The 13414-nt window shown below is 70.7% G+C and carries 13 protein-coding genes; 10 read left to right on the top strand and 3 right to left on the bottom strand.

Going from position 1 to position 13414, the window contains the following annotated elements; all coding sequences use genetic code 11:
- The first annotated feature begins 24 nt into the window (after window positions 1–24).
- From secY to map, 3 genes are read left to right on the top strand one after another with little or no spacing between them, the layout of a single operon-like run.
- The gene (secY, locus tag DEI86_RS05960) at window positions 25–1347 is read left to right on the top strand and encodes a preprotein translocase subunit SecY (RefSeq protein ID WP_111012132.1); all 1323 of its coding nucleotides are present in this window, start codon (window positions 25–27) and stop codon (window positions 1345–1347) included.
- Window positions 1344–1937, top strand: a complete 594-nt coding sequence (locus tag DEI86_RS05955; RefSeq protein WP_181439712.1) for an adenylate kinase — start codon at window positions 1344–1346, stop codon at window positions 1935–1937. Before secY ends, DEI86_RS05955 begins: the two co-directional genes overlap by 4 nt.
- 2 nt (window positions 1938–1939) lie before the next feature.
- Window positions 1940–2773, top strand: a complete 834-nt coding sequence (gene map / locus DEI86_RS05950; RefSeq protein WP_111049038.1) for a type I methionyl aminopeptidase — start codon at window positions 1940–1942, stop codon at window positions 2771–2773.
- A gap of 430 nt (window positions 2774–3203) precedes the next feature.
- On the opposite strand, the gene DEI86_RS05945 is transcribed toward map, so the two are convergent.
- A complete protein-coding gene (locus DEI86_RS05945; RefSeq protein ID WP_258369894.1) occupies window positions 3204–4511 on the bottom strand; it encodes an LCP family protein in 1308 nt (435 codons plus the stop codon).
- Window positions 4512–4909: 398 nt separating this feature from the next.
- Here DEI86_RS05945 and infA point away from each other — a divergent pair, with 398 nt between their 5' ends.
- The 7 genes from infA to DEI86_RS05910 all read left to right on the top strand — a co-directional run bounded on the left by infA (window position 4910) and on the right by DEI86_RS05910 (window position 11554).
- A complete protein-coding gene (gene infA / locus DEI86_RS05940; RefSeq protein ID WP_017885509.1) occupies window positions 4910–5131 on the top strand; it encodes a translation initiation factor IF-1 in 222 nt (73 codons plus the stop codon).
- 67 nt (window positions 5132–5198) lie between these two features.
- Window positions 5199–5315 carry a 50S ribosomal protein L36 gene (gene rpmJ / locus DEI86_RS05935; protein WP_066517823.1) on the top strand — a complete coding sequence of 39 codons (117 nt, stop codon included), beginning with the start codon at window positions 5199–5201 and terminating at the stop codon, window positions 5313–5315.
- A gap of 203 nt (window positions 5316–5518) precedes the next feature.
- Window positions 5519–5893, top strand: a complete 375-nt coding sequence (rpsM, locus tag DEI86_RS05930) for a 30S ribosomal protein S13 (protein ID WP_111009826.1) — start codon at window positions 5519–5521, stop codon at window positions 5891–5893.
- 9 nt (window positions 5894–5902) lie between these two features.
- On the top strand, window positions 5903–6301 hold the full coding sequence (gene rpsK / locus DEI86_RS05925; protein WP_055950867.1) for a 30S ribosomal protein S11: 399 nt from the start codon (window positions 5903–5905) through the stop codon (window positions 6299–6301).
- 187 nt (window positions 6302–6488) lie between these two features.
- Window positions 6489–7481, top strand: coding sequence for a DNA-directed RNA polymerase subunit alpha (locus tag DEI86_RS05920; RefSeq protein ID WP_111009825.1), 993 nt, complete (start codon window positions 6489–6491; stop codon window positions 7479–7481).
- 62 nt (window positions 7482–7543) lie between these two features.
- A complete protein-coding gene (rplQ, locus tag DEI86_RS05915; protein ID WP_111027361.1) occupies window positions 7544–8200 on the top strand; it encodes a 50S ribosomal protein L17 in 657 nt (218 codons plus the stop codon).
- Between the two features lie 93 nt (window positions 8201–8293).
- Window positions 8294–11554 (top strand): BTAD domain-containing putative transcriptional regulator, encoded by a 3261-nt coding sequence (locus DEI86_RS05910; protein WP_111049037.1) that lies wholly within the window; start codon window positions 8294–8296, stop codon window positions 11552–11554.
- Here the strand turns inward: DEI86_RS05910 and DEI86_RS05905 are convergent.
- Together DEI86_RS05905 and DEI86_RS05900 are read right to left on the bottom strand one after the other, a co-directional pair.
- On the bottom strand, window positions 11536–12357 hold the full coding sequence (locus tag DEI86_RS05905) for an ABC transporter permease (protein WP_111049036.1): 822 nt from the start codon (window positions 12355–12357) through the stop codon (window positions 11536–11538). The genes DEI86_RS05910 and DEI86_RS05905 overlap by 19 nt on opposite strands.
- Entirely contained in the window at window positions 12354–13355 is a 1002-nt protein-coding gene (locus tag DEI86_RS05900) for an ATP-binding cassette domain-containing protein (RefSeq protein ID WP_111012137.1), read from the bottom strand. The genes DEI86_RS05905 and DEI86_RS05900 overlap by 4 nt, the downstream gene beginning before the upstream one ends.
- Window positions 13356–13414: the final 59 nt, after the last annotated feature.

Here is a 13414-nt window from a genome sequence, read left to right as displayed (position 1 = left end):
CACTGAACGAAGTACGGAGAACTCGTGTTCAGAGCGGTCGCGCGGATCTTGCGCACCCCCGACCTTCGCAAGAAGATCGGCTTCACCCTCGCGATCATCGCGCTGTTCCGCCTGGGGTCCTACATCCCCGCGCCGTTCGTCGACTACGCCAGCGTGCAGTCGTGCCTCGCGAGCGCTTCATCCCAGGGGAGCCTGTACGGGCTCGTGAACCTGTTCTCCGGCGGCGCGCTGCTGAAGCTCTCGGTCTTCGCGCTCGGCATCATGCCGTACATCACGTCGTCGATCATCGTGCAGCTGCTGCGCGTCGTGATCCCGCACTTCGACGCCCTCTACAAGGAGGGCCAGGCGGGTCAGGCCAAGCTGACGCAGTACACGCGGTACCTCACGATCGCGCTCGGGGTCCTGCAGTCGACGACGCTCATCACGGTCGCGCGCTCGGGTGCGCTCTTCGGCACCTCGGCGTCGACCTCCTGCACGTCGATCATCTCGAACGACAGCTGGTACGCGATCCTCCTCATGGTGGTCACGCTGACGGCTGGCACCGGACTCATCATGTGGATGGGCGAGCTCGTCACCGAGCGCGGCGTCGGCAACGGTATGTCGCTCCTCATCTTCACGTCCATCGCGGCCCAGTTCCCGACCGCGCTCTGGGCCATCGAGCAGTCGCAGTCCTTCGAGCTCTTCCTCTTCGTGATCCTCGTCGGACTCGTGATCATGATGGCGGTCGTGTTCGTCGAGCAGTCGCAGCGCCGGATCCCGGTGCAGTACGCCAAGCGCATGGTCGGGCGTCGCACCTACGGTGGCAACAACACGTACATCCCGATCAAGGTGAACATGGCCGGTGTCGTGCCCGTCATCTTCGCGTCGTCGCTGCTCTACCTGCCGGCGCTGGTCGCACAGTTCAACCAGAAGTCCGACGGGACCGAGCCCGCGGCATGGGTCACCTGGATCCAGAACAACCTGACCTCGGGCGACAACGCCTTCTACATGGTCCTCTACTTCCTCCTCATCGTCGGGTTCACGTACTTCTACGTCGCGATCACGTTCAACCCGGAAGAAGTCGCCGACAACATGAAGAAGTACGGCGGGTTCATCCCGGGCATCCGTGCCGGGCGTCCGACGGCGGAGTACCTCGACTACGTGCTCACACGGGTCACGCTCCCCGGCGCTCTCTACCTCGGCATCATCGCGCTCATCCCGCTCGCCGCACTCGCCTGGTTCGGCGCCAACCAGAACTTCCCGTTCGGTGGTGCCAGCCTGCTGATCATCGTCGGTGTGGGCCTCGAGACCGTGAAGCAGATCGACTCGCAGCTGCAGCAGCGCCACTACGAGGGACTCCTCCGATGAGCGCGCGGCTGATCATCGTGGGCCCGCCTGGTGCGGGCAAGGGCACCCAGGCAGGGCGGATCGCCGAGGCCTTCGGGATCCCGGCGATCTCGACGGGCGACATCTTCCGGCAGAACGTCCGTGACGAGACGCCGCTGGGCATCAGGGTCAAGGCGATCCTGGACGCCGGCGACTACGTGCCCGACAGCCTCACGAACGAGCTCATCGCCGATCGGCTCCGTCAGCCGGACGCCGAGCCGGGGTTCCTGCTCGATGGCTACCCCCGGACGACGGCGCAGGTGGAGTTCCTCGACGGGTTCCTCGCCGAGCAGGGGCAGGCCCTGGACGCGGTGGTGCAGCTCGTCGCCGACCGGGACGCCTTGGTCGACCGGCTCCGCAGGCGTGCGCTCGAGCAGGGTCGCAGCGACGACACCGAGGACGCCATCCGGCACCGGCAGGACGTCTACCTCGAGCAGACGGAGCCCATCGTGGCGCTGTACGCACAGCGGGGGCTCGTCATCGACGTCGACGGTCTCGGCGGTGTCGACGAGGTCGGTGACCGCATCGCCGACGCGCTCGCGACCCGCGGCCTCGGCCGCGCCGTCGCCTGACCGTGGCGCGGTTCCGCCGCCCGTCGCTCTACAAGTCGTCGGAGGAACTCCGGGCGATGGTCCGGCCGGGGCTCCTGACCGCCCAGGCACTGGACGCCGTCCGGTCGGCGCTGCGCGTCGGCATCACCACCGGTGAACTCGACGCGATCGCGGAGCGTGTCATCCTCGAGGGCGGTGGCGTCCCGAACTTCCAGCTGGTCCCCGGTTACCAGCACACCCTGTGCATCTCCGTCAACGACGAGATCGTGCACGGCATCCCCGGCGAACGGGTGATCGAAGCCGGCGACATCGTGTCCATCGACGCGGGCGCCGAGGTTGACGGCTGGAACGGCGACAGCGCCGTGACGGTCGTCGTGCCCGGGGGAGACCCGGAGCGGGCCGCGGCACGGACGATGCTCGCGGACGTCACCGAGCGGTCGATGTGGCGGGGGATCGCGGCTCTCGCGACGGCACGGAACCTCAACGAGATCGGCGCGAGCATCGAGGACGCGATCGACGAGACCGGCGCCTGGGGCATCGTGGAGGACTTCACGGGTCACGGCATCGGTCGTTCCATGCACGAAGATCCGCCGGTGTTCAACTACCGGGTGCGGGGCGGGGGTCCCGCGGTCCGTCCGGGGCTCGCGGTGGCCATCGAGCCGATGGTGACCGCCGGCACGATCGACAGCAGCACCGATGCGGACGGCTGGACCGTCCGCACGCTCGACGGCTCGGACGCCGCGCACTGGGAGCACAGCGTGGCGGTGCACGAAAACGGCATCTGGGTGCTCACCGCAGCGGACGGCGGTGCCGCCGCCCTGGCACCGCTCGGGCTGCAGCCGCAGCCCATCGCGTGATCCAGCGCAGCGCGTGAACCAGCGGCGCGGGTGAACCAGCCGCAGTGCGGGAACCAGCGGCGCGGGTGAACCAGCCGCAGTGCGGGAACCAGCGGCGCGGGTGAACCAGCCGCAGTGCGGGAACCAGCGGCGCGGGTGAACCAGCCGCAGTGCGGGAACCAGCGGCGCGGGTGAACCAGCCGCAGTGCGGGAACCAGCGGCGCGGGTGAACCAGCCGCAGTGCGGGAACCAGCGGCGCGGGTGAACCAGCCGCAGTGCGGGAACCAGCGGGCGACGCGACGTCACAGGCCACTCGACGCCCCGGTTCGTCTCATCCGAGGCAGGAGCACGTCACGCCTCCCGAGCCGGGCGGGCGGGCTGCGCCGCGCCTCCCGATCGTGCGGAAGTCAGCGGCGGACCGGCGGGCGGCCCGCCCGGCCTGCGACCGCTGTCAGTTGCCGACCGAGCAGGTCTGCTCGGCGGCCGACTGTCCGGTGATCGTCGAGGGCAGCGGCGTCGCCGTGGCGCTCGGCGTGCTCGATGCCGAACTGCTCGCCGAGGACCCGGAGGAGGGCGCACTCGACGTCCCGCTGCTCGACGTTCCGCTGCTCGACGACCCGGAGCTGCCGGTGCCGGAGGAAGACGCGCTGCCGGTCCCGCCCTCGGCCTCGGAGGCACGGCCGGTGCTCGAGTCGGTGAGGCTCGTCTTCGTGTCGTTCTGCAGCGCGACGTTGAGCGTGTGTGCGTCGCTCTGGGAGACGATCACGCGGTTCGCGTCGTAGGGATCGTCGGTCACCGGGTACTGGACGAACAGCATGTCCGCCGTGCTCATGCTCTTGAGGGTCGTGGCGAGTGACACGAGCGTCTGGGCCGAGGCGAGACCGTCGGACAAGGTCATGTTCGAGATCGCGGCGCGCGCGAGCTTGTACAGGGTCAGGGGATTCGACAGCGTGCCGTTCGAGGTCACCTTGCGGAGCAGGGCGGACAGGAACACCTGCTGGGAGCTGATGCGCGCGAGGTCGCTGCCGTCGCCGACGCCGTGGCGGGTCCGGAGGAACTGGAGGGCCTGCGTGCCCTGGAGCGTGTGCGTCCCGGCCGACAGATGGAGGCCCGTGTAGCTGTCGTTGATCGAGTTCGCGACGCAGACCGAGACACCGCCGACCGCGTTCGACATCTCGATGACGCCGTCGAAGGTGATAAGACCGGCGTACGGGATGGACAGGCCGGTCAGGTTCTCGACGGTGTCCACGACGCACGAGACACCGCCGTTGCCGAGCGCCGTGTTGATCTGCGCAGCGGAGGACGCGGGGTAGGACGTCCCCGTGTCCGGGTTCGTGCAGGCGGGGAGGGGCACGACGAGATCGCGGGGGAAGCTCACGGCGGTGAGCTGCGTGTGGTCGGCGGAGATGTGGATGAGGATCGTGACGTCGTTCCGCGCACCCTCGGTGTCGAGCGACTCCGCCTTCTGCCCCACGCGGGTGTCGCTGCCGATGAGCAGGATGTTCGCCCCGCCCTTCATCGCCGTGATGGAGGTCTTGTTGGCGCTCGCCTGGTCGTCGTCGCTGAGCTTGACCGTCGAGACGGATCCCGTGAGCGTCACCGCGGCGAAGGCCGTGACGGCGACGCTGCTGACGAGGGCGACACTGAGCACGGACGCGATGACGGTGAGCAGGGTCCGCCAGGAGCTCGGACGACGGAGCCGTCCGTGCCGGGCGATGCCGGGGCGACCGCGACGGCGGCGCAGCGGGGCGTCGGACACGAGGTGGACTCCGTTCGGTGGGCGCATCAGCGCGGGGCGTGGGCGGCATCGCGGGTGGCGGAGCGTCGCCGGGCGGAGGTGCGCGGCGGCACTCCCGTGGAGAACCGTACGATGGCGCTCCTGTCGCACTCCTGGAAATCGCCGGAGAACCCCTGAAGAGGGGTCGCTGACGGCGCGATCGCGGGTCGCGAACAGGACGCGCCGAGACCGGGCCGGACTTGGCAATCGTCCCGCTACCACATAAGATCGATCTTTGGTGTGTCATGCCGTTCGGCGTGGCGCAGGTGACCGCTCCGGTGGTCACCGGTTCGGTCTGCACATCCTGCCAGACCGGGCGCCGAACCCGCAGACCGGTTCGGATCACTCCCAGCGACAGCAACCCAAGCGACAGTGAGGCTATGGCCAAGAAAGACGGCGTCATCGAGATCGAGGGCTCGGTGCTCGAGGCTCTGCCCAACGCGATGTTCCGCGTTGAGCTGACCAACGGACACAAGGTCCTCGCGCACATCTCGGGGAAGATGCGTCAGCACTACATCCGCATCCTCCCGGAGGACCGCGTGATCGTGGAGCTCAGCCCGTACGACCTCACTCGCGGCCGGATCGTCTACCGCTACAAGTGATCCTCGCCGGAAAGGAACGGCCCGACGGCCCCGTCGGGTACGAAGCCAGCGAGATCGAGGAATCGACATGAAGGTCAACCCCAGCGTCAAGCCCATCTGTGAGCACTGCAAGGTGATCCGCCGGAAGGGCCGCGTCATGGTGATCTGCAAGAGCAACCCGCGCCACAAGCAGCGCCAGGGCTAGCCCCTCCGCCGCGGCCGGGTGCCGTGCGGGGTCGCCAGGCCCCGCACCGGCTCGACAGCGAACAGCTGAGCAGCACGCACAACTGAACATCGACAACGCAGTGCCAGAACCGATCGGCGACGAACCGACCGGGGACACCTCGGGGCGGAGGCCCGGGCACCGGTACTGCGCCACACCTCCACCGAAAACAGGAGCAGCCAGACATGGCACGTCTAGCAGGCGTCGACATCCCGCGCGAGAAGCGCGTGGAGATCGCACTCACGTACATCTACGGCGTCGGCCGTACCCGTTCCCTCCAGGCGCTCGCCGAGACCGGTATCTCGGGCGACATCCGCGTCAAGGACCTCACCGACGACCAGCTCGTCGCCCTCCGCGACTTCATCGAGGGCAACTTCAAGGTCGAGGGTGACCTCCGCCGTGAGGTGGCCGCCGACATCCGCCGCAAGGTCGAGATCGGCAGCTACGAGGGCCTCCGCCACCGTCGTGGTCTCCCGGTGCGTGGACAGCGCACCAAGACCAACGCGCGGACCCGCAAGGGCCCGAAGCGCACCGTGGCAGGCAAGAAGAAGGCCCGATAGGAGATCACCATGGCTACCCCCAAGACTGCTGCCCGCAAGCCGCGGCGCAAGGAGAAGAAGAACATCGCCGTGGGCCAGGCCCACATCAAGTCGACGTTCAACAACACGATCGTCAGCATCACCGACCCGTCGGGCGCCGTCCTGAGCTGGGCCTCGTCCGGTGCTGTCGGCTTCAAGGGCTCGCGCAAGTCCACGCCGTTCGCGGCGCAGCTCGCCGCCGAGTCGGCCGCCCGCCAGGCGCAGGAGCACGGCGTCAAGAAGGTCGACGTCTTCGTCAAGGGTCCGGGCTCGGGCCGCGAGACCGCGATCCGCTCGCTCCAGGCCGCCGGCCTCGAGGTGGGCTCGATCAACGACGTCACCCCGCAGGCGCACAACGGGTGCCGCCCGCCGAAGCGTCGTCGCGTCTGAGCTAGGAGCTCTCGGCCGCGACCGGACGCCCGCTCATCGAGCGGGGTCGACCGGTCGCGGCCATTCCTGGTCGTTCGATCGCGCACGTCGGTGCGCGTGATCACAACTCAACAGACCCGGCGAGGCCTCGGGCCCCGTCGTACCGCCAAGTGTCATATAGCGGACACTTCGCCGAAAGGAATCCACAGTGCTCATTGCACAGCGCCCCACCCTGACCGAGGAGCCGATCTCCGAGTTCCGCTCGCGGTTCATCATCGAGCCGCTCGAGCCGGGCTTCGGCTACACCCTCGGCAACTCGCTGCGCCGCACGCTCCTGTCCTCGATCCCCGGTGCCGCCGTCACCAGCATCCGCATCGACGGTGTGCTGCACGAGTTCAGCACCGTGCCGGGTGTCAAGGAGGACGTCACCGAGATCATCCTCAACATCAAGAACCTGGTCGTCTCGAGCGAGCACGACGAGCCCATCACGGCGTACCTCCGCAAGCAGGGCGCGGGCCAGGTCACGGCGGCGGACATCTCGGCTCCGGCCGGTGTCGAGATCCACAACTCGGACCTCGTCATCGCCACGCTGAACGACACCGCCCGGTTCGAGCTGGAGCTCACGATCGAGCGCGGTCGTGGGTACGTCTCGGCGACCCAGAACCGCTCCGAGTTCAGCGAGGCCGGTCAGATCCCGATCGACTCGATTTACTCGCCGGTCCTCAAGGTCACCTACCGGGTCGAGGCGACCCGTGCCGGTGAGCGCACGGACTTCGACCGTCTGGTCGTCGACGTCGAGTCGAAGCCGGCGATCACGCCTCGCGACGCCATCGCCTCCGCCGGCCGCACGCTGGTCGAGCTGTTCGGGCTCGCCCGCGAGCTCAACACGGCGGCCGAGGGCATCGAGATCGGCCCCGCGCCGGTCGACGCGGTGCTCTCGAACGAGCTGCAGACCCCGATCGAGGACCTCGACCTGTCGGTCCGCAGCTACAACTGCCTCAAGCGCGAGGGCATCAACACGGTCAGCGAGCTCGTCGCCCTCTCGGAGACGCAGCTCATGAACATCCGCAACTTCGGTCAGAAGTCGGTGGACGAGGTCAAGGACAAGCTCACCGAGCTCGGCCTGTCCCTCAAGGACACCGTTCCCGGATTCGACGGCGCCCACTTCTACAGCGGGTACGACGAGGACGAGTCCAACTGATCCCGTGCCGCTCCTGACGGAGCGCAGCACACCCACCCCCTTCCCACCACTGGAGAACTGACATGCCCAAGCCCACCAAGGGCCCCCGCCTCGGAGGCGGTCCCGCGCACGAGCGCCTGCTCCTGAGCAACCTCGCGAACGCGCTGTTCACGCACGGCCGCATCACCACGACCGAGACGAAGGCCAAGCGCCTCCGTCCCGTCGCGGAGCGTCTCGTGACGTTCGCGAAGCGTGGCGACCTGCACGCCCGCCGCAAGGTGATCAGCATCATCCGGGACAAGTCCGTCGTGCACACGCTCTTCACGGAGATCGCGCCGCAGATGGCCGACCGCCAGGGCGGTTACACCCGGATCACCAAGCTCGGCTTCCGCAAGGGCGACAACGCGCCCCTCGCGTCGATCGAGCTCGTGCTCGAGCCCGTCTCGGGCACGCCCGCTCCGGTGAACCGTCGCTCGAACCGTGCGTCCGGTTCGGCCGCAGCCGGGGCCGTGTCGACGACCGCCGCCGAGGAGGCCGCCACCGAGGAGACCACCGACGACGCCGCCGTCGCCGCGGAGACGACCGAGGCGACCGCGACCGACGCGACCGCGACCGACGCCGCTGAGGCCGAGAGCACGGACGCCGTCGCGGAGTCCGAGCCCGTCGCCGCCGAGGAGACGACCGACGCGGCCGCCGAGGTCGAGGCGGACGCCGCCAGCAAGGCCGACGAGACCGAGTAGGTCCTCGCCAGCACGCCACACGGAGGGCCTCCGCAGCGATCGCTGCGGAGGCCCTCCGTCGTCGGTGGGGCCCCCGGTCCCTAGACTCGACGCGTGACCGGTCAGCCACGCGTCGCCGTCCTCGGCCCGGTGCTCGTCGAGTCCCCGGCAGGGGACCTCGATCCGCTGCCCGGCGCGCTCGCCCGGACGTTCATCGCGGTCCTCGTGCTCGCCCGGGGCAACACCGCCACGACCGAGACGCTCATCGACGAGCTCTGGGGCGACACCCCGCCGAAGGGGGCGCGCGCCGCGCTGCAGACCCTGGTGTCGCGGGTACGGCGGTCGACCGTCGAGGGCGTCGTCGCGTCGACGGGCACCGGCTACCGGTTGGCCCTGGACCCGTCGGCGCTCGACCTGGGACGGGCCGAGCAGGTCGCCGAGCGGATCTCCGACGAACTCCGGACCGATCCAGCCGGCGCGGCCCGCCGGGCATCGGCCGTGCTGGCCACGTGGCGCGGTGAGCCGGGTGCGGACCTCGAGGGACGGGTCGCCGAGGAGCTCGCGGACCGGGCGGCGACCGTGCAGCGGATCCTGCGGCGCGCCCTGGCCCAGGCGCTCTCGGCGTGCGACGACCCCGACGGCGCGGCGCGGCTGTGGGAGCAGGAGGTCGTGGCCCACCCGTTCGACGAGGCTGCGGTCGCGGGGCACATGCGGGCACTCGTCGCGGCCGGACGGGGCGCCGAGGCCCTCACGGTGTTCGCAGGACACCGCGATCGCCTGGCCGAGGAGCTCGGCGCGGACCCGTCGGCGGACCTGGTGCGGCTCAACATCGAGATCCTCCGAGCGACGTCGACGTCGGCCCGTTCCGTGCGGCGCCTCGGTCTGCGCCGATCCCCGACCACGCTCATCGGCCGGGACGCCGAGGTGGAGGCCGTCGAGCGGCTCGTCGAGGAGGAGCGGCTGGTCACGGTCCTCGGTGCCGGAGGCCTCGGCAAGACCCGGCTCGCGCAGGAGGTCGCCGGGCGCACCGCGCTCGACGTCGCCGTCGTCGTCCTCGAGCTCGCCTCGCTCACGGACGGCGCGGACATCGTCCCCGCGCTCGGCGCGGTGCTCGGGATCGCGGAACTCCGCGCCGGACGGTCACTCCGGGACGTCGTGCTCGCGGACCTCCGGTCACGGGTCCTCCGGGCTCTCGGGGAAGCGCCGACCTTGCTCGTGCTCGACAACTGCGAACACGTCGTCGGGGAGGTCGCCGCACTCGTCGTCGACCTGCTCGGCGAGGTCCCGAGCCTCCGCGTGCTCACAACGTCACGTGCCCCGCTCGCGGTGCCGGGCGAGGTGGTCGCACCACTCCCGCCCCTGCCGGTCGAGGCCGACGGCGCCGCCGTCCGGCTGTTCACCGAGCGTGCCCGGGCCGCCCGGCCCGGCGCCGTGTTGCCGGTCGATGCGGTCCGTCGGATCTGCGCCCGGCTCGACGGCTCGCCGCTCGCGATCGAGCTGGCGGCGGCACGCGTCCGCGGCATGAGTGTCGACGAGATCGAGCGACGGCTCGACGACCGATTCGCCCTGCTCCGCGGAGGCGATCGGACCGCGCCCGAACGGCATCGGACGCTGCTCGCCGTGATCGAGTGGAGCTGGCGGCTCCTCGACGACGGCGCCCAGGACCTGTTGACCCGCTTGGCGCTGTTCCCGGACGGCGTCGCGGTGGCGGCGGTCGAGGCCGTCGTGCGCCCGGACCGGGTCGACACGGCGCTCGACGACCTCGCGGAACTCGTCGAGCAGTCGCTCGTCCAGTTGACGGAGCGCGAGGGCGAGCCCGCACGCTACCGGTTGCTCGAGACGGTCCGGGAGTTCGGTGCCGCGCGGCTCACCGAGCGGGGTACGACCGAGGACGTGCGCACGGTGATGATCCGGTGGGGCGCGGCCCACGCCCTCGATCGGAACGTGCTCCTCGCCGGTCCCGGGCAGCGTCGCGTGTTCCGCGAGGTCGAACGCGAGGTCGACAACCTCGTCGCGCTCCTGCGGTGGTCGCTCGGCCGGGGCGACCACAGGGCGATCGCGCCGATCGCCGCAGCGCTCGGGACCTACTGGTCACTCCGGGGCGTGCACGGGGAGGTCGTGGCGATCGCGCCCGACGTCGTCGCGGCGCTGGCGGGCGGCGCGCCCGACCCCGACCTGCTCCTGCCCACCGTCGTGGCCCTCACCGTCATGGGGGCGTCGTCGGCGTTCACCGACCTCCGGACGGCCGCCGTCGCCGTGTCCGCCTTGCGCCGACTGCGTCGGAAGCACGGTCCGACCGGAGTCCGCCTGGCGGATGCGCAAGCGGAGCTCTTCACCGCGATCGGACGCGCCGACCTCGCGATGGCGGCCCTCGCCCGCCTCCGCGACGACGACGACCCCGAGGTCGCGTGCTTCGCCCTGACGATCAGTGCGCCCCTGGCCGAGAACGCGGGCGACGTGGCGGACGCGCTCCGCTACGCCCGCCGGGCGGAGGCGCTCGCGAGCGCCCACGGCGACCTCTGGACGGCGGGAACGGCCGACGTGTCCCGCGTGCAGCTCCTCACCCAGACCGGGCACCCCGAGGAGGCACTGGTCGCCGCGGATCGCGCACGGGAGCGACTGCAGTGGTTCGGCGCGGACGACGACCTCGCCGAGATCAGCTGGTCGATGGGCCTGGCTGCCGCTGCTGCCGGTCAGCCGGACCGGGCGCGCGCCGTCGCGGTCGACCTCGACCTGCCCCGACCGGGCGCCCGACTCGACGACGACGGACTCCAGTTCCGGACGCTCGCGTTCGCCGTCCGGGCGGAGGCCGCCCGCGCCGAGGGTGACGTGCAGACCGCGCTGGAGGAGTACGACCGCGGCTTCGCGTACGTCCGTGACCACATGAAGCAGGCACCGCAGTGGACGCTCATGGTCGCCGCGGCGCGCATCGCGATCGACCTGGAGGCCCGCGAGCGGGACGGGGGTGCACCGCGCCTCCCGGACGACGGCAGGGCGACGGAGGCGGCCCGGGTGGCCAAGGTCGGCGCGCTCGTCGCGATCCGCATCGGCGCGTGGTGGCTCGACCTGCCGGTGATCGGCGACGCGCTCATCGCGGTTGCCCTGTGGGGGGCCACCACGCAGCGCGTCGAACCGGGTCTCGTCGCGGCGATCTGGGGGACCGCCGTGCGCGTGGGAGCGCGGCAGGACCTCGCCGTGCTCCGGTACGAGCGCGTCCGGGACGTGCTCGCGCGGTGGACGGGACGGGCCGCCCTCGCGGACGCCGAAACGGCCTCGGCCGGTCTGGACCGGGCCGAGGCCGTCGCGCGGGCCCGAGCGCTGCTCGAGCAGGTCCGCGTCCCGCGGCGGGCGGAGGCTCAGGCCTTCCGCATGTAGGCGCGGACGGTCAAGGGGGCGAAGACCGCGACGACGACCGCGGCACCGACGAGCGAGAGCACGAGGTCGTTGCCCACCTGCCCGTGGTTGACGAGGTCGCGCACGGCGGTGATGAGGTGCGAGATCGGGTTCACCTCGCTGAACCACCGGAGCCAGGACGGCAGCGTGTCGGCGGGGACGAACGCGTTCGACAGGAACGTCAGCGGGAACAGGACCATGTTCGAGATGCCCGAGACGCTCGACGCGGTGCGCGCGACGACACCGAAGAACGCGAACACCCAGCTGATCGCCCAGGCGACCACGACGACGAGGAGTCCCGCGGCGACGACCGACCCCAAGCCGCCCTCGGGACGCAGGCCCATGCAGAACCCGACGACGAACGTGATGGTCGTCGCGATCGCGTAGCGGACCGTGTCGGCGAGCAGCGCTCCGGCGAGCGGGGCGATGCGGGCGATGGGCAGCGACTTGAACCGGTCGAACACGCCCTTGTCCATGTCCTCGCGGAGCTGGACGCCCGTGACGATCGACGAGGTGATGTTCGTCTGCACGAGGATGCCCGGGATGATGATCGGCAGGTAGGCCGTGACACCGCCCGCGATCGCCCCGCCGAAGATGTACGTGAACATCACGGTGAAGATGATCGGCATGAGCGTGACGTCGAAGAGCTGCTCCGGCGTGCGGCGGACCTTGATCAGTCCGCGGTAGGCCATCGTGAGCGACTGGCGCACCGTGGCCCCGAGTCCCGAACCGCCGACGCCGGGGCGCGGAGCGATGGTGCGGGGCGTGCTGGTGATGGTGGTCATGCGAGGGTCCCTTCGAGGACGCGGTCGGTGTCGCTGGTCGGGTCGTCCTGCGCGACGGGCCGACCGGTGATGGTGAGGAAGACCTCGTCGAGCGTCGGCTTCTGCACGCTCATCTCGGCGAGGGAGACGCCCGCGTCGCGGAACGCGACGAGCAGGTCGGTGACGCGGTCCGGGTCGGCCATCGGCGCGGTGATGCGGGCACCCTCGGGTGACACGGCCGCGCCGGCCCCGAGGACCCGCTCGACGATCGCCTGCGCCGCGTCGAGCCGGGCGGCCTCCACGAGCCGGAGCTGCAGGGAGGCCGTGCCCACCGACGCCTTGAGGTCGTCCGCCGTGCCCTCGGCGACGACACGGCCCCGGTCGATGACGGCGATCCGGTCGGCGAGCTGGTCGGCCTCGTCGAGGTACTGCGTGGTGAGGAGCACGGTGGAGCCGGTCGCGACGAGCTCGCGGATCGTGTCCCACATCTGCGCACGCGTCCGGGGGTCCAGCCCGGTGGTCGGCTCGTCGAGGAAGATGAGTGGCGGTTGCGCGATGAGGCTCGCGGCGAGGTCGAGCCGCCGTCGCATCCCGCCGGAGAACGCCTTGAGCGGGCGCTTCGCGGCCTCGGTCAGTCCGAAACGCTCGAGGAGGTCCGAGGCCTTCGCCCGCGACTCGGCCCGACCGAGGCCGAGCAGTCGGGAGAAGATGACGAGGTTCTCGGTCGCGCTCAGCGTCTCGTCGACGGAGGCGTACTGCCCGGTCACGCCGATGAGCCGTCGGACCGCCTGGGCCTCGTGCCGCACGTCGTGTCCGAAGATGCGTGCCTCGCCCGCGTCGGGCTTGAGCAGCGTGGCGAGCATGCTGATGGTGGTGGTCTTGCCCGCGCCGTTCGGCCCGAGCACGCCGTACACGGTGCCCGCCTCGACCCGCAGGTCGACGCCGTCCACCGCACGGTTCTGCCCGAACGTCTTGACGAGGCCGGTCGCCTCGACGGCGAGCGTCGCCTGGTCGTTCATGGGGTGTCCTTTCGTTCGACGGTGCCCATGCTCCGGGCGGGCGCTGACGTGGCACTGAC

This window comes from Curtobacterium sp. MCBD17_028, from assembly GCF_003234875.1.
Classification (GTDB): Bacteria; Actinomycetota; Actinomycetes; order Actinomycetales; family Microbacteriaceae; genus Curtobacterium.
The sequence above is the reverse complement of the archived record's forward strand: the minus strand, read 5'-3'. Positions and strand labels throughout refer to the sequence as shown.

What these genes read in the sequence shown, in the direction of transcription:
- DEI86_RS05900 (WP_111012137.1), bottom strand. Translation starts at nt 13,355, where the DNA reads ATGAACGACCAGGCGACGCTCGCCGTCGAGGCGACCGGCCTCGTCAAG.
- rpsK (WP_055950867.1), top strand. Translation starts at nt 5,903, where the DNA reads ATGGCTACCCCCAAGACTGCTGCCCGCAAGCCGCGGCGCAAGGAGAAG.
- infA (WP_017885509.1), top strand. Translation starts at nt 4,910, where the DNA reads ATGGCCAAGAAAGACGGCGTCATCGAGATCGAGGGCTCGGTGCTCGAG.
- rpsM (WP_111009826.1), top strand. Translation starts at nt 5,519, where the DNA reads ATGGCACGTCTAGCAGGCGTCGACATCCCGCGCGAGAAGCGCGTGGAG.
- DEI86_RS05955 (WP_181439712.1), top strand. Translation starts at nt 1,344, where the DNA reads ATGAGCGCGCGGCTGATCATCGTGGGCCCGCCTGGTGCGGGCAAGGGC.
- rpmJ (WP_066517823.1), top strand. Translation starts at nt 5,199, where the DNA reads ATGAAGGTCAACCCCAGCGTCAAGCCCATCTGTGAGCACTGCAAGGTG.
- rplQ (WP_111027361.1), top strand. Translation starts at nt 7,544, where the DNA reads ATGCCCAAGCCCACCAAGGGCCCCCGCCTCGGAGGCGGTCCCGCGCAC.
- DEI86_RS05905 (WP_111049036.1), bottom strand. Translation starts at nt 12,357, where the DNA reads ATGACCACCATCACCAGCACGCCCCGCACCATCGCTCCGCGCCCCGGC.